This window comes from Marinomonas maritima, assembly GCF_024435075.2.
Taxonomy (GTDB): domain Bacteria; phylum Pseudomonadota; class Gammaproteobacteria; order Pseudomonadales; family Marinomonadaceae; genus Marinomonas; species Marinomonas maritima.
Genome location: NZ_JAMZEG020000003.1, coordinates 47,010 through 67,790 on the forward strand (window position 1 = coordinate 47,010; position 20,781 = coordinate 67,790).

Below are 20,781 nucleotides of genomic sequence, written 5' to 3' on the forward strand. Positions count from 1 at the left end.
ATACATAAATGTAGCCGCATTATAGAAGGAAGTTGGGACGATACAATGCTTATTTTCTATACTTTTGGAAGGGAGTTATTGGATATAAGATATTCTAGCAAAGACGTAAAAAAATGACCGACCAGCTCTACAACACAGCATCAAAGAACACGACACAATGTCTCACTTTACCAACAAGGTCCACTATGATTATTACACTAACCACACCCGCCATGTTGTTTCCTGCGGTTTCGTTATTGCTACTGGCTTACACCAACCGCTTTGTAACGCTCGCTTCTATTATTCGTACTTTTGACCCAAAGCTTGAAGACGAGAATATTACTGAGCAAATTACTAACTTACGTAAACGTATATACTTAATACGACGCATGCAGGAAGCAGGCGTCGTTAGCTTTTTTCTGTGCGTTTTATCAATGATGGCCATTTATTTAGAATACCAACAAATCGGCAGTTATATCTTCGGTGCTAGCCTTGTTTGCTTAATGTACTCTTTGTATCTGTCAGTTCGTGAAATCACCATTTCATGTGATGCACTTGAGTTACATCTGCAGTATTTCAGTACCAACTTTAAACAGCGACACAATAAAAAGTAGATAAAACGAAATATAGCGTGTTAATGAGTCAAGCTTTGAACGTTAAACCCTTTCAAAGTCGAGGACGCTGAATAACCAGAAAAGTAATCGACAAAGTTTTCATCTAAGACTTTTTTGTGTACAACACTAGCATGTCGAAGAAATAACGTGCCATTTTTTCGGATGGCGATACCTTGATGTGACACGTTCATATTAGTTCCAATCCATTGTTTAATTGGCCAGTCTGGGCGAACCATATTAATCACACTGCCAGAAGGAATTCTATCTAATAAGGCTTGATTAGTGCGCTTAGCCTCACCAAGGAACAACTCGGTCAAAGGAATATAAGATAGAAACGCAGGCTCAGGATCAAACGCATCACCCTCACCCTGTAATCGAGTCAACAACGTTAGACAATCGCTCGACGATGCCACATCGCAATGAATAACATCGTCCCCAATATGCTGATACCACGCCGTTTTATCTATTATTGTCTTTGCCATTGAAACGGCGCCGCCTGCAACGGTTGATGTGATATCAACTAACTTATCTTGATTATTAGGTAGCCAGTCTAGACTAGGAAAATGATTGCGCGACACGAAGGATACATTTCCCTCTTTATAGCGCAATCGCATTAGATTCTGTTCAAATTCATCAGAAGAAGCCGACATAGCACCCGCCAATATTGTTTCAACATACGTTGTGCAATCAAATACATCAAAACGCACTAAAGGGTCTTTATCATAAATCCCTTCTTCACCTTCGCCCACACTGCCACCAACATACACAGAGCCTAACAAAACCTGACTCAATGCCTCTAGTTTTTGAGTATGGCCAGCAGAACGAGTACCCGCTTGACTCTCGTCTATCACTTTATACAAAAGCGCCTTATTAGCAGAATCAATAGCATTAATGGCCATCGCAGGTGATAAGAAAAAACTAAGCACGCAGATAGGCAAGATCTTCCTCAAACCACCCGTCATTCTCTCCTTCCGGTGACTAACAACATCGTCAATGAATGGCATTTTCAATACTCAACATAAAAAAACATTCCTTGTTCAAAAAACAGACAATTAAATGATACTATTACTAAATACTTAAAAAAAGAAGGCCAGCCAATGCAAATCAACAATTCTTCATTTCCATTTGGTCAGCAAGGTCTACAGCGCAGCCAAGATAAACTAGACCAAGCCAGCCAAAAAGTAGCGGAGGCATCAACCCAAACGCTAAGCCAAAATGCACCTAAAAATTCGGGCATTTACGGTTCTCCTATTCAAGATGGCTTAATCGAAGCCAAAAGCAGTGAATTAGAAGCTCAAGCCAATGCCAAGGTGATCGACTCATCAGATAAAACCATTGGCAGACTGATTGACATAACAGCCTAAAAGAACACCGTCCTAACAAAGGCGGCTTCTATTATCTATTAGTAACCAACACTGAAATATTAGTCAGTACTCAAACACTTAGACTCATCAATTTTCGTACTTCATTGGCGGTTGTAAAACGAATAACTCGCCCAACTTCTTTCCCGTCGTGCAGCAAAATTAAGGTTGGCCAAAGCGTCACACTAAACTGCCTACCAAGCCGTTTTCCTTTGCCATCGAATACCTTGATATGCGCTAAATCTGGGAGTTCCAGCATGACCTCTTCGATCGCTGAACGCGATGCCTGACAATGTCCGCACCAAGGCGTACCAAATTCAAGTAACGCGTTGCCAACTAAGCCACTCAGCTCATCGAGGCTCGGGGCATCTTCAGAATATTCTGGATTAAACCCTATTTGAGTCGCTTGCATCGAAACACCTCTTTTAAAGTCTACAGGCGCCAGTTTTCCACGATATGACACATGGTCAAACAACAACCAAATGATTAATAGAAAACCAACAATTTAGGATAATGGCAATAGGTCTTGCTTTAAAACATGATGAAATACGCGACGCGCTATTATTGCTACCTAATGATGTTAAATTCTTCTCGACACTCATCCGATCCCATTTCAAACTCTCGGCAAATCCAAGGCCGATTTTCGTAAATCGTACAAAGGTAGGTATCTCTGTCCACTGCTGAGCACCAACCATCGTCAAGTCTCAACATCGTTTCTCCGCCCCATTCATCCACCGAAATATGCTTATCGGGCACACCAGTATCGCTGATGATCATGACTTCCATACGACAACAACAAGCTTGGCAGTTAGAGCAAGTCACATCAGTTTCGGCTATATTTTCCAGTACGATATTCATAAAACAATGTTTTACCTAGCGAAGAAAAGAATCTATACATTAGAGACGGCGTTTAAACGTCACAGATTTCAGGTCAAAAATGCCAATATACACGCGATTAAATTTGGAAGATATTAATCTGAAAAATCCACAAAAAGAATCCGTTTGCTCAATCAAGCTGTCATCTATCATGTCAAAACATCAAAAAACTAACGCTAGTCTTTTGGTTAAGCGCCGTAATAGAAAATCGAAAAATAGTGACTCACTGTCCCGCCCACAACAAATAAATGCCAAATAAAATGCCCATAGCGCAGGCGTGAATCAATCACAAAAAAGACCACGCCAAGTGTATAAAGTACGCCACCAAGCACCAGTAAGAGCAAACCATTGGGCTCCATAAGTGCAACAAGCGGCTTAATCGCAATCAGTATAAGCCAGCCTAAAATGACATAGAGCGTAGTGGATACAGCAGGATGAGAGGCCTTTCCAAATGCTTTAAGACCCACTCCAACCAGTGCTAATGTCCAAACAGCAGCAAGCAAAGACCAACCCCAAACACCTTCCAACACCCCCAACATAAAGGGGGTATAGGTTCCTGCGATCAATAAATATACAGCAGAGTGATCAATCACCTGGAAGACATATTTCGCCTTGCCTCGTGGCATCGCATGATAAACCGTCGACGCCAAATACAGCACAATCATGGTGGCTGAAAAAACACTTACTCCGACAATAAAACTTATATCGGCGTAATCAATGGCACTCAATATAAGAAACGGAGTACCAATAATCGCAGCAACCAACCCCAAACCATGACTGATACTGTTCGCCACCTCTTCCCCTAAAGATTGACCACGGTTAGAAGCGGCTGAAAAATACTTACCCATACACAGTTTCCTCCGAGCTTGAATACTAGAAGCATGAAACACGCCCTGCTATTTAACAACGCAAGACAACGAATAAACTAAGAAAATTGAAAGCATGTTTTAAATAAAACACTACTTCTGACACACCTCTGGTGCCTGATAATCAAGGTTCAATAATGTAAAGTAATTTTGCCCCAAAGCAATATTACGAAAGGCGTTATCATCAAGGTATTTGTGTATACGGCCAGTAACCTCTAACTCTTGTTGGTACGTCTTAAACGTATTGTTTCGGAACGCAACAAAGTCAGAGCCGGGCAAAATACGGTCAGAATAGAGATTCATAAAAGCAACATATTGAGCTTGATTTTCCGATTTACTAAAATAGTAATCATCTAAAATACGCCATGAAATATCCAGCATCAAGTTTGGATGTTGGTCCAATAAACGTGACAAAACTGCAATGTGCTCTGATGCCTTCATTGTCGTCAATTCATAGGACAATCCCATGTGCGCCCAAACAATTTTATTATCAGGATACAACGCCAACGCTTGCTCCATGAGAGGCAGGTATAAGGTAGGTGACGCATCATTACCCAAGTCTGAATGTATTGTAATGGGATAATTTCTTGTTCGTAATTCTGTCATGAACCCCGCCCACTGAGTAATATTTTCAGGGCTTGCCGCTACATGATGATTATTAAACTGAGCTTGTTTGACCAAATTCACTTCCCCCATCCAATGAAACAAACCTGGGTATTCTTTTTCATAGAGCTTCATCAACTCAATCGTTGGTTCAGGATTGGATAAATCAGTAAACGTCATTGAAAGAGTCAGATGGAGGTTGTCAGGTCTATGCTCTATCATATTGGCGGCATTAACAAAATCACTCCTTGTGGTCGGCAGCACTGGCGTACCAGGGCATTTCAGATAATTAGAACAGGTGGAGTAGGAAGGAAGCATTTGCCCAATACCATACACATTAGCAAAGCGAACACTGGTCTGAGATAAATAGGAATTCATCTCCTCAAAAGGAATCGCCCTGCCATCAAAAGGCCGATAATGTATATGCGTATCCACAACCGCAGTATAAGGCTCGACCTCTCTGTCATAACAAGCAGACTCACCATTAAAGGAATCTAAGGAACGATTCGTTGGCGAGTCATTTGAGGACACACAGCCAGCCAATGAAGTGACCAACATAGCAAAAGAAAAACAACGATGCATAACAAACATTCCCACTAAGTATCATCATAAAAAGGCAAACAGGAAGGGGCATTACAAAATATCCCTTCCTATGTATAAACGACTATTTGACGCGATATCATACTGTGATGGACGTGGGCACCATGACATAAACGTAAATGCAATTGAGGCTAAGCAAGGAACAACAAGAGCGCACCAAACACAATGCGGTACCAGCCAAAAGCCACAAACGTAAATTTGTCCAAAAATGCCATAAACAGTTTCATCGCAATAAAAGCACTCGCGAACGCGACAACAAATCCGACCACGAGAGGCAACAACTGCTCCCCAGAAAATACCTTATAATTTGATAGTAAATCATAGCCAGATGCGGCTATCATGACAGGCAACGCCAACAAAAAAGAAAACTCTGCACTGGTTTTGCGGCTTAAGCCAACGAACAAAGCACCGACAATCGTTGAACCCGCTCGACTGGTACCGGGAATGAGTGCAAATATCTGAGCGAACCCTATCCATAACGCTTGTTTAAAACTCAGATTTTCTAACTGCTCGACACTGGCTTTTTTATCCTTAATCACTTTTTCAGTAATCAAAAATATTACCCCACCCACAATAAACATGGTTGCCACTACAGACACAGAAAACAATTCTTTAATTTGATGTCGCAGTAAAAAGCCCACAACAGCAACAGGTAAAAAAGCAACAAACACCTGACACCAAAGGCGAGTATGCTTGAAGGTAAAACGCTCTTTATAATTCGCGACAACCGCCAAGATAGCAGCCAATTGAATAATCACCTCAAACGCTTTGTTGCCTTCTGTTTGCTCCATTCCCAACCATTGACTGACCACAATCATATGACCTGTTGAAGAAATAGGTAAAAATTCTGTTGCTCCCTCAACCAACCCCAAAATGACACTATGTAGTATATCCACCTTAACCTACCTTCTACTCATGGCGCAAAGCGCTAGAACATACCAGAAAAACATACACCCGTAATGTAAAAGATCGCAGATAAAAGAAAAGTAAAAGACCAATAAGATCATTGACCTGTGACTTATCTATAAGGTTTATAATAGGGCAATCATAAAAGGAGTAAAAACATGTATCGAATTGGGGAACTGGCAAAAATATGCGATATAAATAATGACACATTACGTTTTTATGAAAAAAATGCACTACTCATACCATCCAGCCGCTCAGAATCTGGCTATCGCCTTTACACAGAAAAAGACAAAGACACCCTACAATTTATCCTTCGAGCCAAAGGAGTTGGATTTACACTCGCCGACATTCGTGAACTCCTCTCCATAGAAATAAACAAAGCGGATAACGCCTGCGCCGATGTAAAAGTCTTAGTAGATACTAAACGTCATGACGTCGAGAAAAAAATTGCCGAACTCATTCGTTTTCAAACATCGCTAAAGCGCCTATCAGATTCCTGTTGCGGTGGGGCTGAAAGCGCCGAGCATTGCACCATTCTCGAAGCACTGGAATCTAATACAGACGATGTTCGCCATGAACACCATCATAATGAGTTCGGAGAGTGATCGCCCTTTTTTCACATAGATTACTATTCTGATACAATCTAGCGACTAAATAGACAGCATTTTTATAACAAAGACATTCCTACCGTTTAAAATAGAACACTTCAACGAACATACAGCGACCTTTCAATGTCGCTTATATAAGAGTAGCAATTTGATGTTAAAACGTATCATTCGCCAACCCGCCGTTGTATTACTTGGCTTTTTGTTACTAACATTAGGTGGCTGCCAATCAGGCGCATCATTTAAATCACTGACGTCCGTTGAGACCTTGTCAGAACAGATAAAAAATGCTGATGGTGTTGACGATATAAAAGCCATCGCGAAACAAGCTAAAACCAGCCGAGACTTAATTAGAGCAGACATTAAAGCGATAAAAGCTTTGTACGCAGAGCTTGACCAGAAAGTGAATAAGAAATGGGGCAAAGACAATAGCGAACTGCCCGATAAGAAAAAATACGTAAAATACACCAACGACTACCAAGCCAGGACCATCGTTGATTTTGATAAAGGCACAGTACGAGTCGAAACACTCACCACAAACTCACCGCTTGATACCTTAAAACAAGCCGTCGCAACCACACTACTAACAACAGCCGATCCAACCAAAACCGATATTTTTTCTAGCGACGCACCGAATACCGAAGGCGTGCCGTTTTTGTATCCTCAAGTCATGGACCACGATGGCAAGCTTGTGCAATATCGCTGGCGAGCTGAGCGTTACTCAAATTACCTTGTGACTAACAAACTAAAAAAATCCAAATCAAACGGCAAAACCGTGTACGCCGTTGAATTCAATCTTGTTGCACAGCACGAACACCTTCGCCAAGAGAAATACAGCGATTACGTCATCGCCGCCGCTAAACGCTACAACCTAGAACCCGCGCTTATTTATGGCATCATCGAAACCGAAAGTTCGTTTAACCCTTACGCCGTCAGCCCAGCAAACGCCTATGGTTTGATGCAAGTAGTGCCTTCCACTGCCGGCAAAGACGTGTACAACCTAGTGAAGAAAAAATCCGGCCAACCAACCAAAGAAGTGCTTTTCTCCCCTGCTAGCAACATCGATATCGGCAGCGCTTATCTCTATATTTTGCAAACGCGCTATCTCGTCAAAGTCACCAATAAAACCAGCCAAGAATATTCTATGATCTCCGCCTACAATGGCGGCACAGGAAACGTACTGAAAACATTCGACAGCAACAGAACAAGAGCGATGGACAGGCTAAACCAAACATCCGTAAGCAATGTTTATAAAAAACTCAGATACGACCATCCTCGATCTGAATCTCGGATGTACTTAGAAAAAGTCACAAAGGCGAAGAAGAACTATGAGTAGGAGTGGTTTTTTAATCTTCTAGATTAGGTTCTCAGTAAGTAATCGAAGAAAATGACATTCCTCCTCGAAACTACCGCCTACCTCGTTGGAATGTCATTTTTTCTAGGGTTGCTAGCAGCAAAATTTCCATGCATAAGAGCCAACCATTGAATTAAAATTGATTCTCGAGCTAAATTTCTTCTGGGAATACTATTTTTAAATCACTCATTTTTTGTGATTTTTCCCGCTGAGATATTATGTTCAATGATTCTCGGAAATCTCTAGCTTCTGCAGTTTCAATAAACTCTGCTTCTGGTGAAATTTTCTTAACTTCACTTTCTATATCTATCAGACTTACATTGAAAAACTCCTTTCTTGAGTTCACTAAATTAAGTCTTTGTTGATCAAACTTCTTGTGTAAGGAGTTTTCCAAGGCAGGAGCATCCTCAGAGTGAATCATAGCATGAACATCAAATACAAAAGGTACACTAGCATCCCCAAGCTCTTTAACTCTATCTAAAGGCTCTAAGCGTCGAGTCATACCTATTTTATAAACATTTCCCCCAAATGAACCAATATTAGAAATAATATAAACATGGCCTCGTTTAGTTTGTTCCGCCATAGACTTTGCTCGTTCAGACTTCTCATGAGCATCGCTTAACTCTTGATGTAACTTGGATATTTTTTCTTGAAGAGACTCAAGTTTAGTTCCAGTGGCCTTTTCGGCCTCTTCCTTAGCCTTCATTAAAAGTTTGTTATATTTTTCTTCCTCTTTAAAAGCTTTGTCTGCTTCTTGTTCAAACTTAGCCTCTTCTCGCATTTGGTGCTTAATTTCTTGTTGCTCTTCTTTTTCATGCTGTTTCTTTTCAGCATACTCGTAAGCTAAACGAAGCTCTTTTAGTTTTAGTAGAAAGTATTCATTCGAGATAATTATTGCACTTGATTGATTCAACTTGTTAATAGCGTCATAAGCTTTCTCGATTCGTTGTTCCATTCGATCAACGTTATTCCATCTTGTATTAGAAATAGCAGCATCACATTCATTATTAAATGCTCTTGCGGTCAATCTAATCCCACGATTCGTCATTATTTTGCCTTTTGCTTTACTTCCTTCAACAGTCCACTCAGTAGTGCAAAAAATAGCTTTATCAGATGAAACTAATTCCTTTTGTTTTTTATTAACTGCTGAAATTGCATCTTTGTACTTCTCAGAAGTGCCAAAATCAAAGTGAGGTTTATAAAAACCTAATTCGGCAAGCTGTATCTCTTCATCATAGATTGCAGCTTCTTTAACTATTCTTTCAAATAAAATTCGTTTTTCTTTATAATTTTCTCGAAGCGACAATATATCTTGATCTATAGCGTCTTTTTCTTCTCTAGATTTTTCAACTTCTAGATCTACATCCAGAATTTTTGAATACTTTAGTTCTATTGCCCTAAGCCGGACTCTCAACTTAAAAGCAAAGTAAATTGTCGTAGCTAAAGCTAAAAATAGAATAAATATAACGACTAAAACTTGATCTTCCATAAACAAGTATCCTTCAAAAAATTAATTGATTATTCATACTAAAGTACTTTATCTATTAAAACTACGACTCAAAGCCTCTTGCTACAGCTACTGTCGCTTTAGAATTTTTAATCTTTTCTAAAACCAATTCGGGTTCTGAATCAACCGCCAACTTTGCGGCCAAAAGCGCGGCGGATTCGGCGACGCCGTAGACGCCGACGGTGTTGAATATGTAATCAGATTTAGTGCTAAGAAGTGGTTCCATTGGGGCGAGTTGTTGGGCGCTGTAGGTGTTGAAGTCCCAATCATATTTTGCAGCGAGGGCAATGAGGTTGGTTTCATCGGCTTTGATGTCGATGCTGTTTAAGGAGTGAATATCGTTTGGCGTTAAGCCTTTTTGCGCAAGGGCATCAAGCATGAGGCTTTCTAGGAATTCCAGTGGGCAGTTGCGTTCGCAGCCCATTCCCAAGGTATAAATAGGGTTCAGGTAAGGTTTCGCTGTGGTCATAACAAGTTGTGCGCCAAGGGATTTTGCCACTTGCGCGCCCCACTCGTTGGCGCCACCTTCATGACCTGATAACAGCGGGATGACAAATTTACCTTCTTCGTCCAAAACCAAGACTGGCGGGTCTTGATATTTGTCTTGAATCACCGGTGCGAGGGTTCGCATGACGATGCCTGTCGCACAAATAAACACCAACCAGTCGCCATTATTAAACGCCGTCTGTACGAACTGTGCAAAAGGTTTGGGTTTGTATTCAACTCTCACCTCAAGGTTATTCGCCTTAGGCCATTCAGCTTGTAAGCGTTCAGCAAGTTGTTTGCCTGCGGGGGTTAACGCGACAATGCGTATCACCGTGTGCCTCGCTCGCTTTTTGTCACCACAAACAAGGAAAAGTACGGGCCAGCTTTGTCTTCTAGGGTCGACACATCGCGTACGATGCGTTCGTTTTCACGACCAATGTATTCTAGGTATTTGGCGTCTTGCATGCGGTTGGTTTTGCGCAGCGCCATGAGAATGCGAGGGCGAGCGCGCCCTGCTTTCATGATGACTACGCTGTCGTGCTGTTCCAAGGCGGTATCAATCTGCAAAGCAGAATGACGACCGCTGACCACGGCGAAAGATTCTTTTAGCACTGTGAGCGGATGATTTAACGCCGAAGACGCGGCATTAATAGACGATACGCCCGGCACCACTTGGCATTGAAAATCGCCTTCTAAGCGTTCTAATAAATACGCGAATGAACCAAAAAATAACGGATCACCTTCGCACAAAAACACTACGTCTTTGCCTTGTGCCAATTCGGCGGCGATGGCGTTTGCGCCATTGTCGTAGGCTTCATTTGCCAAAGAGCGATCCGTCGACATCGGCATCACAATGGCGATTTCATTTTGTACGTGCGTCACGCCAGCAAAGGCTTCACTGGCGATGGCTTTCGCTTGGGAGCCGCCTTCGTCGTTGGCAAGGTAACTCACCACGCTCGCGCGCTGGATCAAACGCAATGCTTTGAGTGTAATCAGTTCTGGATCACCAGGGCCTACGCCCACTCCAATGAATCGGCCTTTTTTTTGTAATGCTACAGAGGCATTCATTGTGCGCTTTCCTTATCGTTTGTCTTAATCATATGTTCTGCAAAATGCTTTTTAAAATGGTGAAGCGTTACCGGTAAATTGGGTCGGAATAACCGCTGCCCCGCTAGGCGTTCGCCTTTGGCAATGGACACTTGTAGGCTTTGCTCTGTTGTGTCTTGTGCGCTTTCTCGCGCTTGAGCAAATTGCATTACCTGAAATTTAGTGTCTTCCGTCACCGCACTGACCATCAAACTGCCACCAACAGGTAACAAAGTCCAAATCTGCGCCATCAAGGCACTTAACTCTCCATCGCTGCCGCCAATGAATACTTTGTTTGCCACTCTATTCAGCCCATTATGCTGAGAAAGCAAATCCACCAGCACGTCGGGCGCTCGACCCGCGACGATAGATAGGTTTTGGATTACGCCAAAACGGTCTTGATTGGCCGCTAAGCAAGCCAGTCTTTCTGGATGATGTTCAATGGCGATAATGTCGCTATGCGGATGCCAATACGCCATTTCGACGCTTACACCACCGCAACCCGCGCCAATGTCCCACACGATATCACCCTGTTCAATATTCATATAAGACAAGATCGCCAAGCGCACTTCTCGCTTCGTAATCATGCCCTTCCCGTCACCTTTGTCGGTGACAAAAGACGCATCGGGAATGCCCACAGCACTTGGATAACATGATGTTTGCTGGCTGGTTTTCACCACAATGACATTAAGCGGATCACACTCTAATTCGGTTTTAACCAAGGTCTGGGCAACAAAGGAGCGAACTTTTTCCTGTTCGTAACCCAAGGTTTCACAAACGATGATCTCGCTTTGATCCAAACCCGCTTGCACGCACTCTTGAGCAATGTGTTTCGGTTGGCTGTATTGATCGGTCAATAACACTAAAGTTTTATTCGATTGTAAATGACGACGCAAATTCGACAAGGGACGACCATGAAGGCTGACCACATTCACGTCTTGTAAGGACAACCCCAAACGATGACACGCCACTTGAATGCTGGAGACATTCGGATAAAACATCAGGTTTTCGGGTGAAAAAGTACGCATTAACCAAGCGCCAATCCCGTAATACAAAGGATCGCCCGACGCCAACACCACCACCTGTGTTACGCCTTCGGTTTGCCACGTCGCAAAATCACTTTCTAGCTGCTTGAACTTGGGCAAATCACAACGCTGAGCCTTGTGGGAATACGCCGCAATGGTGTCATGTTGACGAGGCGAACCCAGCACGATGTCTTGCTCAGATAAGCTCGCCAATGCCGCTTGCGCAGATGCATCGAGGTTCGCGAGCTCGTTCACACCAAGGCCGATCACATGAATTCTAGTCATTAATAATACTCGCCCAAATTGCAGCGTAACAAAGCATTACAGCTGGCCGAGGTGACCGCGCTGCCGCCCATGCGACCCAGCAAGGTAATGCATTCAATGCCCAGCTTTTCGTGCGCTTGCCAAAGAGCGTCTTTCGATTCTGCCGCGCCGACAAACCCGACTGGCATACCGATAATCAACGCGGGCTTAGGCGCGCCGTTTGCGATCATTTCCAATAAGCGAAACAAGGCCGTTGGTGCATTACCGATTAACACCACGCTGCCAGCAAGGTCGTCTTGCCACAAACTCAGCGCGGCCATAGAACGTGTGTCGCCTTTGCTTTTAGCTAACTCAGCGGTGCGTGGATCGTTTAAAAAACACAAAGGTTCACGCGTAATCATACGCTTGGTCACGCCTTGTTTGACCATTTCCACATCACACAAAATCGCACAGCGGTTCGCTAATGCGTCACGTCCGGCTTGGGTGGCATTGGCGCTAAATCGCACTTGCTCGGCCACATCAGGCAAGCCAAGGCTGTGCACCACGCGCATTACCACTTGTTGCTGGTCTTGGCTCAAGCCCGACAAGTCAGTGAGTTCGCGGATTTGTCTAAAACTGTCGTGCTCAATGGCTTGTGGATTGTTTTCGTATTTATAGTCGTCTGAAGGAGTCACTGTTGGCTGTCTTTTTGTTGATTCTTAGAATGAGTATTGCCCCACGCAGCTAAACAGGCTTGTAGGCAATCTTGTATGTCGCTGAATTCTCGATCGGCGGCTGGCAATGTTGGTCGGCTGTGCAGTAAAACGGGAATCGATAATTCTCGTGCCGCTTCCAGTTTTGAGTAGGTTGCACTACCGCCGCTGTTTTTACTGACGATGACATCAATGCCTTGCTCACTTAATAAGTGCCGTTCGTCTGCTAGCGTAAAAGGTCCAATGGCTTTTATCCAATCAATGTTATCTGGCAATGCAAATTTGGGCTCGACGGCCGTTCGCCAAACCATTCGTTCCACACTCGGCCGCTGTAAAATTCGTGTTAGTAAGACTTCACTCATCTGGCCTGCGCTTAATAGTGGCACATGAAAACCATCCAATTGCGCCAATAAGTCATCGTCTGTCTGATAGTTTCTCCACACATCACCGTCTTTTTGCTGCCAAGCAGGCCGATGAAAACGCCAGCAAGGAATACCGACAACACGTGCCGTATCCACCGCTTTACTGCTCATGGTTTGCGCGTAAGGGTGAGTGACATCCAGAATCGCACCAATCTGGTTATCCCGTAAGTAATTTGCCAAACCACCAAATTGCGTAAAGCCACCGACAACAAGCTGACAATCGACTTTTGGTACGCGAACCAAACCCGCTAGGCTATAGGTGACGCTTAGCCCATTTTTATGAAGTGCGTCAGCTAAGCGACGGCCATCCGCAGTGCCGCCAAGCAATAGAATTTTCATGGTGTTTCACCCTTGCTGGCTATATTACTGTCTACCGCTTTACCGACAAATTGACCTTTGCGATCAATCGCCCAGACTTCCAATGCCATGTGTTCAGGAATGTATTTTCGAGCAAAGATTAATGCTTGCTGGCAAATGGCATCGGCGAGCGCTAAGCCTGCCGAAGAGGCAAAAGACAAGGCTTCCACGCTGGTGTTGGCGTTTATCATACGCTCTTGCAACTCTTGATCTGCGCCTAAGGTCGCGGCAAGCTCTACCAAGGCACCAAGATCGATGCTCGACACTCGGCTATTCAAGTCCATATTGCCTTGTGCCAATTTACTGATTTTACCGAAACCACCGCAAATACTGAGTTTGGTTAATTGAGTCGCGTTCCTTAACTGAACTGAACCATCTTGTTCAACTTTTTTAATGTGCTTTAACACGGCGCCGACAAAGTCACCCATTTCAATGAGTGCCATGTCATCCAGCTGATAATAATCTTTTATCGCGTCTTCACTGGCGTTGCCTGTGGTCGCAGCAATGTGCGAAATGCCATTAGCTCGCGCGACATCAATGCCTTGATGAATCGATGCGATATACGCCGCGCAGGAAAATGGCCGCACAATGCCCGTGGTACCTAAAATCGATAAACCACCCAAAATACCCAATCGAGGGTTCATGGTTTTTTGCGCGATCTGCTCACCATTGATCACGCCAACCGAAACGTTAAATCCACCTTGGTACTGATAAGTTTGCGCGAAACCTTCTAAATGCTCCGTCATCATTTTACGCGGAACAGGATTGATCGCTGGTTCGCCCACATCAAGCAATAAGCCAGTGCGAGTCACCGTGCCAACCCCTTGCGCCGCATGAAAACGCACACCTTTTTCTGGTGCGAGGCGAAGCTCGACAAATAAGGTCGCACCATGAGTCGCGTCAGGGTCGTCTCCTGCGTCTTTGATGGTGGTCGTTTTAAAACCACTCTCAATCGCTTGATATTCAATAATGGGCAAATCGACTTGTTTGCCTTTGGGTAAGGTGACACTGACCGTGGCGTCTTGTTTCTGGGCAAAAAGTGCTTGCGCCGCGGCCACGCAACAGGCTGTCGCGCAGGTTCCAGTGGTTAAACCGGTTCTAAGAGCCGCGGGAGCTTCAGCACTTTCAGGCCACATAATGCGCTAGCCCTGCTGATCCGCTAAAAAAAGCTTAGCGGTCGCATTAAGATTAGAAGGAAAAAACAAATGCAAGTAACTGGCGGTTAAGCCTTTTTGCTGATAAATCGCTTCACCCGGCGCGGGATGTCGTTGACGTCGACCATAACCGACAGGTTCTGGTGTGTTGGCGCTACGAGACCGATGATGTGCGTGCCCACGGATGTCGCCTTGAGGAATCACCGCCGTTTGCATGCCTTGGCAACCACGTTTGCCGCGCATCGCACCTTGTCCTTCTAGGATGCCGAGCATCGGGTAACAGTCGTCGTTCAAATCGGTTAACTCGTTCAAGCTGTACAGCATACCGCCGCATTCGGCCAAAATGCCTTTGCCTGTTTGATAAAACGCATGAATGGCTTGGCGCATGGCGGTGTTGTCCGACAAGGCTTTGGCGTGCAATTCTGGGTAACCACCCGGCAGCCAAAGCGCATCGGCTTCGGGTAATACTTGATCTTTTAAGGGCGAGAAAAACACGACTTTTGCGCCCATGCTTTGCAACGAAATAAGGTTCGCATCGTAAATAAAACTGAACGCTGCGTCTTTAGCAACGGCGATGACTTTGCCCGCTAAGCGTTGCTCGATGGTTTGTTCTGCATCGGTTTGATTGTTCACAGAGACTTTTTTATTAATAGAATAAAACGCAACGGCTTTTGGTAGTTCTAATAAGCCCGTGTCTTGGGTTTCTTTTAACCATTCGACCGCCGCTTCAAAACGAACTTCTAACTCGTCTTTCACTTCGTCCGCTTGCACTAACCCTAAATGCCGTTCAGGCAAGGTAATCGTTTCGTCGCGCTTTAAGGTTGCCAATAACGGTAGATTTTCTGGCAACGCATCGCGGATCAATTCTGCGTGACGCTCGCTTCCGCAACGGTTAGCAATAAGCCCCGCGACGTGCACATCGTCACGAAAATTCGCCAAACCTGTCGCTAACGCGGCGGCGGTTTGCGCCATGCCTTTTACGTCCATGACAATCGCCATAGGAATACCAAAACGAGCAGCAAGGTCGGCGCTGGAAGGATCGCCATCAAACATGCCCATTGCGCCTTCGATTAGAATCAAATCCGCTACTTGTGCCGCTTGGAATAATTTGTCTTGGCAATAATCTTCACCTGCCATCCAGATATCGAGTTGCTCCACTGGCTGCTTAGACGCTTGCGCGAGAATTTGCGGGTCTAGGTAATCAGGGCCGGTTTTAAACACTCGAACCACTTTCCCTTGGTTAGTAAAATAACGCGCCAACGCAGCCGTAATAGTGGTTTTACCCTGATTTGACGCGGGCGCCGTCAAAAACAACGCAGGACAATGAACAACAGAAGCAGTCATAAAGCAGTCTCTAAAAAGTATCTAAAAGCTCTCTAAAAGAGAGTTCAATAAAATGTATTGTGCCCCCAAATGCTGGGCAATGTCTTGGCCTCGGCCACGCTTGATCGGTGCATTTTCGGTGTCAATCAATACGGTGTTACCTTGTAACTCAAGACCTGATACATCGGCTTGCGTTCGGCCATCGGTCAAAATGTAGGTTTGGCTATGCAAACCGAGGTGTTGTTTATGCTGCTGCGACAAATATTGACCCGCGTTTTTTATCGCGATGCGAAACGGTGTACCGCCGCCGGCTTCTAAGTTGTCCAGCAATTCAGATATTTCTTTTGGCGCACGTACTTTGGGTAAAATGGACGACACGCTGTCTTGGCCAAAGCCCAAAATCGCGATCTGTTCGCGGGCTAAATACGCACGATTGGCAATGTCTAAAATTACCCCTTTGGCCTTTGCAAACACACCTTGGCTTAACGTTGACGCCGAGGTATCCAGCAGCACCAAATGCAACACCGCTTGTCCGGTTTTCTCTGCTTTGTGCGTTAAGCTTTTCGGCGGCCATTCTTGCGGTTGGCTAACAATGCTACGAAACCAATCAATGCCATTGGCTGTTTGCGTGGCATCAGGACGATAACCGGCCTGCTGCTTACCTTTATGCTTTCCCGGCGTCACCTCACTCAATCGATTCATGGTCGAATTGGCTTGCGTCTCTTCGCTAAGCGTTACTTTAATTGGCGTGCTGGTCGCTTGTTTTTGCGGCGTCATGCTCCCCCAATCGCCTTGTCCCGTTTCCTCTGGCGGCGTATTTTGCGCATCGCTCGAACCTGAACGAGGCTGTTCCGGCAATGACGGCGATTGAGCCTGCGAGGATTCTGGTCGGCGAGAAGGAGAGCTAGCAGGTTGAGGCGATGCTTTCGCTTGTCGACGATGCGCTAACACTAAGTCTTCAACCGTTTGAATGTCTTCTTTTTCGACGGTTTTAGCACCGCGCCAAGCCGCATGCGCCATGGCGGCACGAACCCAAACAATGTCTGCACGAACGCCATCAACCATGGCGTCTTGGCAACGTGTTGCAACGTCCATGCGCAATGCATCAGAACATCGAATTTTGCTCAAAGTTTCTCTAGCTAATCGAATGCTGTTTTTTAAATTACGTTGCTTGTATTTAAATGCATCACAGAAGGAGGTTGGATCTTGGTCGAATTCATCACGCAATCGTACAATTTGCACTCGCTCTTCAAGACTGTATTGATTGCCAAGTTCGACCATTAAACCAAAACGATCTTGCAACTGTGGGCGCAATTCCCCTTCGTCTGGGTTCATGGTGCCAACAAGTAGGAAGCGAGATTCATGTTCGTGACTGATGCCATCACGTTCTATTCGGTTGACGCCGCTGGCGGCCACATCAAGAAGTTGGTCTACAAGGTGATCGGCAAGCAAGTTCACTTCGTCTACATAAAGCACACCGCCATGCGCTCGACTGAGTAACCCCGGTTTGAAGGCAACGTTTTTGTCTTGTAACACTTGTTCTAGATCCAGTGCGCCAAGCAAGCGGTCTTCACTCGTACCAAGCGGTAAGGTAGCAAACGGAACCAGCTCTGCATCATCTAATGCCGGCATGACGCCAGATAAACCACGAGCCAAAGTAGATTTTGCTGAGCCACGAGGACCACTAATTAACACACCGCCGATTTGTGGGTTAATCGCACAAAGAATTAAAGCCAGTTTCAGAAGCTCTTGCCCAGCCACCGCGGTAAAGGGAAAATCATTGGGAGCTAGACTGGTCATGGGGGCTACCTGTGGCGGTTGATTAATATCTAAAAGGCGTTGACTAAAAGCACTGTCTAAAAAGAAACGGCACAAGCCCTCTATTGTAGGGGCTTTTACTGTGTTTTGTCTTGTGTGACCTTATCTTTGCCTCATATTCATGTCAAACGCAAAGCCTTCAGGTGATATTGAATATAGGACATGCTGGATAACCATTACTCAAGCTTTTGGTATTGCACCACAAGCTCCTCAACCAAACCTAAATCAAATTGCGTAATAGCACCTTGAATCGCTTTTTTATGAGTCAATGGCAATATTGGCTTTAATGTTTCAAACTCGTATTCGGTTTGTTGCATGTCGCCGTTTTTTGCAGCCGACAATAGAGGCAGCCAACAGGCAAAAGTAAGCAGGGTTAGTGATTCGTCATCATTTACTTCTTCTATCACTCTGCCCTCCTCTTGATTAGAAGAACATGAGGACTCAAGCAAAGGAACAAATTGCACATCAAGATGAGTTACCAATGATTTATAAATTTCTTCTGCTCGATAAGGCTTGGCAATAACCTGCCAAAAGCCGTCATCGAGTAACGCCTGCTGTTCATGAACCAAAGTAGAAGCCGTAACCGCGACCACTGGAACCTTATGATGAATACCTTCTTCCTGAATAGCTTTCAGTAAATCGATACCGCTTTTATTAGGCATTCTAATGTCTGTCATCACTAGATCAGGGGGATTTGCCTTAAAAGCTTGTATGGCTTGCTCTCCATCCTCTGCTTCAGTCACCTGACATCCGGCCCTCTCCAATAAAGACACAAGAATGTCTCGTGACCATTCATCGTCTTCTGCCACCAAAACCGTGATGGGGTCGTTTAGTCGCATATTAAGAACAGCGCTTTGCTCGTCAAAATTATCCATGTCATCGTCAGCTACCTTTAACAACGGCAAATCAATAATAATTTTCGTACCTGCACCTTCGCTACTTTTGACAGACAACGAACCTTGCATCAATTTAACCAAGGTCATCGACAACGCCAACCCTAAACCGGTACCGCCAGATACTTCACCTGCTTTCCCCTGTACAAAAGGAGTAAAAAGGTCCTCTATCAACTCAGCTTCTATTCCAGGTCCTGTATCTTCTATACTGATATGAATACGATCACCTATGATCAGAACGGCCGCTTTCACATACCCTTTCATGGTAAACTTAACGGCATTACCGAGTAAGTTTGTGATGATTTGCTGAAGCTTAACCGGGTCAATCCACACAAGTTGCTGATCGCCTATATCACATTCAACAACTAGACTTAGCCCTTTATCCTGAGCCTGACCTTGGAGTAATTTACCAATTTGACTAACTTCGTTACAGAGATTGATTTTTTGCTCATGCAATACAAGTCGCCCAGACTCAATTCGGGCAATGTCTAAAATATCGTTAATCAGCCCTAACAACCGATCGCCAGCACTCGCTATGGATAAAAAACGTGTTCGTGAAACGCCTGTGAGTTGATTGTCTTCTCCAATGAGCTGGGCATAACCAATAATGGCATTTAAAGGGGTGCGAATTTCATGACTCATATTGGCCAGAAATTGGCTTTTGGCCTGATTGGCTTGCTCTGCGGCCTCTTTTGCCCGCTCCAGCTGCATCGAAACATTTTTTTGTTCGGTAATATCACTCATGATGTCACCAAATGATGTCGCTTTACCATTTTCATCGCGCAATACAAAATACATTTCATAAGTAGAAAAAACGCGCCCATCTCGGCTTCTTGCCTGCAACTCCCCTTCCCATATGTCATTCTCTTTAAGGTAAGGAATGACAGTTTCTTGCAGGAATTTTTGACTGGTTTCTGGGTAGAATTCAAGATAATTCAATGTCCCCGACGACGGATCACCTATTTCCTCTTTCACACCAAGCAATGTGCGTATTTTTTCATTAAAATAGGTGATATTTCCATCTAAGGTGGTCATCGCAAAGCCCTGAGCAGAGTTATCTGCAAAACTTTTAAATTGTTTGAGTTGATTAATAAGACGATGGTGCTCAGTGATATCTCGGGCGATACCTAAGGTACCTCGAAAATTAATCGTAGACTCTATAACAGGCACACGATACACCTCAAATAAACGCGGAGCTCTCCCATCTTTAGGGTGTCCCCAACTTTGTTCATGCAAGGTTATCCCCGTTTGTAACGCTTCGTTATCTCTACCTTGATAATACTCACCTTTGCCATCTAGGTTTAAATCTCGGTCACTCTTACCCTTAATGCCTTCTTCTGAAATTGAGTTAAAGTCTAAAAAAGCCTGATTACAATCTAGATAATTTCCTTGCTCATCTTTCGACCACACAATATCGGGAATATTATTAAGCAAAGAGGACAAGGTTAATTCTCGACGTCGAGATTCCTCACGAGCGGCGATGAGCTCGTTCTCTGTTGCGACTAAATGACCTATATCTTCGAAAATACCGGCAGCACTTCGAACTCGATTTCGCCCATCTATACGAGTGACACCCCCGCGCATCTCTATCCAAAAACGCCCCTTGTTAGGGCTTTGGATGTTTAATCTGATTGAACTGTGCGTAGCACCCATTTTTTGTTCTAGTAATGCCGCCTTCCAGTGCTCAAACGTGACTTGGTCATCAGAAGATAAAAAAGCCAGCAATTCGCTTAAATGCTTGGGTGCTTTTCTTTCATCGAATCCGAGTTGGGTGAAAAATTCAGAAGACGTGTACAGGATATTGCTCTCAGGAAACCATTCCCAGACACCAGCATTCGTCGCCAGGATAGCTCTTGAATAGCGGCGTTGTAAGAGTTTAAAGCGAACTAAAAAAACCAACTGTAAAACAATTAAGAACAGCACTGTGACACAGAATAGTATCACCAGCAGTTTTAAAATGGTGGGTAACTCAACGTCCATATTTCGAGCC

The 20,781-nt window shown here is 44.4% G+C and carries 20 protein-coding genes; 4 read left to right on the forward strand and 16 right to left on the reverse strand.

Features of this window, described 5'->3' with window-relative positions:
• The first annotated feature begins 185 nt into the window (after positions 1-185).
• Positions 186-593, forward strand: a complete 408-nt coding sequence (locus M3I01_RS12275; RefSeq protein ID WP_255896179.1) for a DUF2721 domain-containing protein — start codon at positions 186-188, stop codon at positions 591-593.
• 20 nt (positions 594-613) lie between these two features.
• Here the strand turns inward: M3I01_RS12275 and M3I01_RS12280 are convergent, their stop codons facing one another.
• Positions 614-1,597: an N-acetylmuramoyl-L-alanine amidase-like domain-containing protein gene (locus M3I01_RS12280; RefSeq protein ID WP_255896180.1), complete on the reverse strand. Its 984-nt coding sequence runs from the start codon at positions 1,595-1,597 to the stop codon at positions 614-616.
• Between the two features lie 93 nt (positions 1,598-1,690).
• On the opposite strand from M3I01_RS12280, the gene M3I01_RS12285 reads away from it, so the two are divergent.
• On the forward strand, positions 1,691-1,957 hold the full coding sequence (locus M3I01_RS12285) for a hypothetical protein (protein WP_176334653.1): 267 nt from the start codon (positions 1,691-1,693) through the stop codon (positions 1,955-1,957).
• A gap of 70 nt (positions 1,958-2,027) precedes the next feature.
• Here M3I01_RS12285 and M3I01_RS12290 read toward each other — a convergent pair whose 3' ends face one another.
• The 5 genes from M3I01_RS12290 to M3I01_RS12310 form a co-directional block, all read right to left on the reverse strand.
• Positions 2,028-2,366 carry a thioredoxin family protein gene (locus tag M3I01_RS12290; protein WP_255896181.1) on the reverse strand — a complete coding sequence of 113 codons (339 nt, stop codon included), beginning with the start codon at positions 2,364-2,366 and terminating at the stop codon, positions 2,028-2,030.
• 155 nt (positions 2,367-2,521) lie between these two features.
• Positions 2,522-2,812: a YkgJ family cysteine cluster protein gene (locus tag M3I01_RS12295; RefSeq protein WP_112140432.1), complete on the reverse strand. Its 291-nt coding sequence runs from the start codon at positions 2,810-2,812 to the stop codon at positions 2,522-2,524.
• Between the two features lie 206 nt (positions 2,813-3,018).
• The gene (gene trhA / locus M3I01_RS12300; protein ID WP_255896182.1) at positions 3,019-3,678 is read right to left on the reverse strand and encodes a PAQR family membrane homeostasis protein TrhA; all 660 of its coding nucleotides are present in this window, start codon (positions 3,676-3,678) and stop codon (positions 3,019-3,021) included.
• 111 nt (positions 3,679-3,789) lie between these two features.
• Positions 3,790-4,881: an amidohydrolase family protein gene (locus M3I01_RS12305; RefSeq protein ID WP_255896183.1), complete on the reverse strand. Its 1,092-nt coding sequence runs from the start codon at positions 4,879-4,881 to the stop codon at positions 3,790-3,792.
• A gap of 149 nt (positions 4,882-5,030) precedes the next feature.
• The gene (locus M3I01_RS12310; protein ID WP_255896184.1) at positions 5,031-5,795 is read right to left on the reverse strand and encodes an undecaprenyl-diphosphate phosphatase; all 765 of its coding nucleotides are present in this window, start codon (positions 5,793-5,795) and stop codon (positions 5,031-5,033) included.
• Positions 5,796-5,963: 168 nt separating this feature from the next.
• On the opposite strand from M3I01_RS12310, the gene zntR reads away from it, so the two are divergent.
• Together zntR and M3I01_RS12320 are read left to right on the forward strand one after the other, a co-directional pair.
• Positions 5,964-6,410 carry a Zn(2+)-responsive transcriptional regulator gene (gene zntR, locus M3I01_RS12315; RefSeq protein WP_255896185.1) on the forward strand — a complete coding sequence of 149 codons (447 nt, stop codon included), beginning with the start codon at positions 5,964-5,966 and terminating at the stop codon, positions 6,408-6,410.
• 154 nt (positions 6,411-6,564) lie between these two features.
• Entirely contained in the window at positions 6,565-7,746 is a 1,182-nt protein-coding gene (locus tag M3I01_RS12320) for a murein transglycosylase domain-containing protein (protein ID WP_255896186.1), read from the forward strand.
• Between the two features lie 169 nt (positions 7,747-7,915).
• Here the strand turns inward: M3I01_RS12320 and M3I01_RS12325 are convergent, their stop codons facing one another.
• From M3I01_RS12325 to M3I01_RS12370, 10 genes are all read right to left on the reverse strand, one after another.
• Positions 7,916-9,253: a DUF4041 domain-containing protein gene (locus M3I01_RS12325; RefSeq protein WP_255896187.1), complete on the reverse strand. Its 1,338-nt coding sequence runs from the start codon at positions 9,251-9,253 to the stop codon at positions 7,916-7,918.
• Positions 9,254-9,314: 61 nt separating this feature from the next.
• Entirely contained in the window at positions 9,315-10,088 is a 774-nt protein-coding gene (locus M3I01_RS12330) for a cobalamin biosynthesis protein (RefSeq protein ID WP_255896188.1), read from the reverse strand.
• Positions 10,085-10,825 (reverse strand): precorrin-2 C(20)-methyltransferase, encoded by a 741-nt coding sequence (gene cobI, locus M3I01_RS12335; RefSeq protein WP_255896189.1) that lies wholly within the window; start codon positions 10,823-10,825, stop codon positions 10,085-10,087. The genes M3I01_RS12330 and cobI overlap by 4 nt, the downstream gene beginning before the upstream one ends.
• The gene (cbiE, locus tag M3I01_RS12340) at positions 10,822-12,153 is read right to left on the reverse strand and encodes a precorrin-6y C5,15-methyltransferase (decarboxylating) subunit CbiE (RefSeq protein ID WP_255896190.1); all 1,332 of its coding nucleotides are present in this window, start codon (positions 12,151-12,153) and stop codon (positions 10,822-10,824) included. The genes cobI and cbiE overlap by 4 nt, the downstream gene beginning before the upstream one ends.
• Positions 12,153-12,806: a precorrin-8X methylmutase gene (locus M3I01_RS12345; RefSeq protein WP_255896191.1), complete on the reverse strand. Its 654-nt coding sequence runs from the start codon at positions 12,804-12,806 to the stop codon at positions 12,153-12,155. Before M3I01_RS12345 ends, cbiE begins: the two co-directional genes overlap by 1 nt.
• A complete protein-coding gene (locus M3I01_RS12350) occupies positions 12,803-13,585 on the reverse strand; it encodes a precorrin-6A/cobalt-precorrin-6A reductase (protein ID WP_255896192.1) in 783 nt (260 codons plus the stop codon). Before M3I01_RS12350 ends, M3I01_RS12345 begins: the two co-directional genes overlap by 4 nt.
• Positions 13,582-14,739 carry a cobalt-precorrin-5B (C(1))-methyltransferase gene (locus tag M3I01_RS12355; protein WP_255896193.1) on the reverse strand — a complete coding sequence of 386 codons (1,158 nt, stop codon included), beginning with the start codon at positions 14,737-14,739 and terminating at the stop codon, positions 13,582-13,584. The genes M3I01_RS12350 and M3I01_RS12355 overlap by 4 nt, the downstream gene beginning before the upstream one ends.
• A 6-nt stretch (positions 14,740-14,745) precedes the next feature.
• On the reverse strand, positions 14,746-16,101 hold the full coding sequence (locus M3I01_RS12360) for a cobyrinate a,c-diamide synthase (protein WP_275565103.1): 1,356 nt from the start codon (positions 16,099-16,101) through the stop codon (positions 14,746-14,748).
• 21 nt (positions 16,102-16,122) lie between these two features.
• Entirely contained in the window at positions 16,123-17,880 is a 1,758-nt protein-coding gene (locus tag M3I01_RS12365; RefSeq protein WP_255896194.1) for an ATP-binding protein, read from the reverse strand.
• Between the two features lie 194 nt (positions 17,881-18,074).
• Positions 18,075-20,771, reverse strand: coding sequence for a PAS domain-containing hybrid sensor histidine kinase/response regulator (locus M3I01_RS12370; RefSeq protein ID WP_255896195.1), 2,697 nt, complete (start codon positions 20,769-20,771; stop codon positions 18,075-18,077).
• Positions 20,772-20,781: the final 10 nt, after the last annotated feature.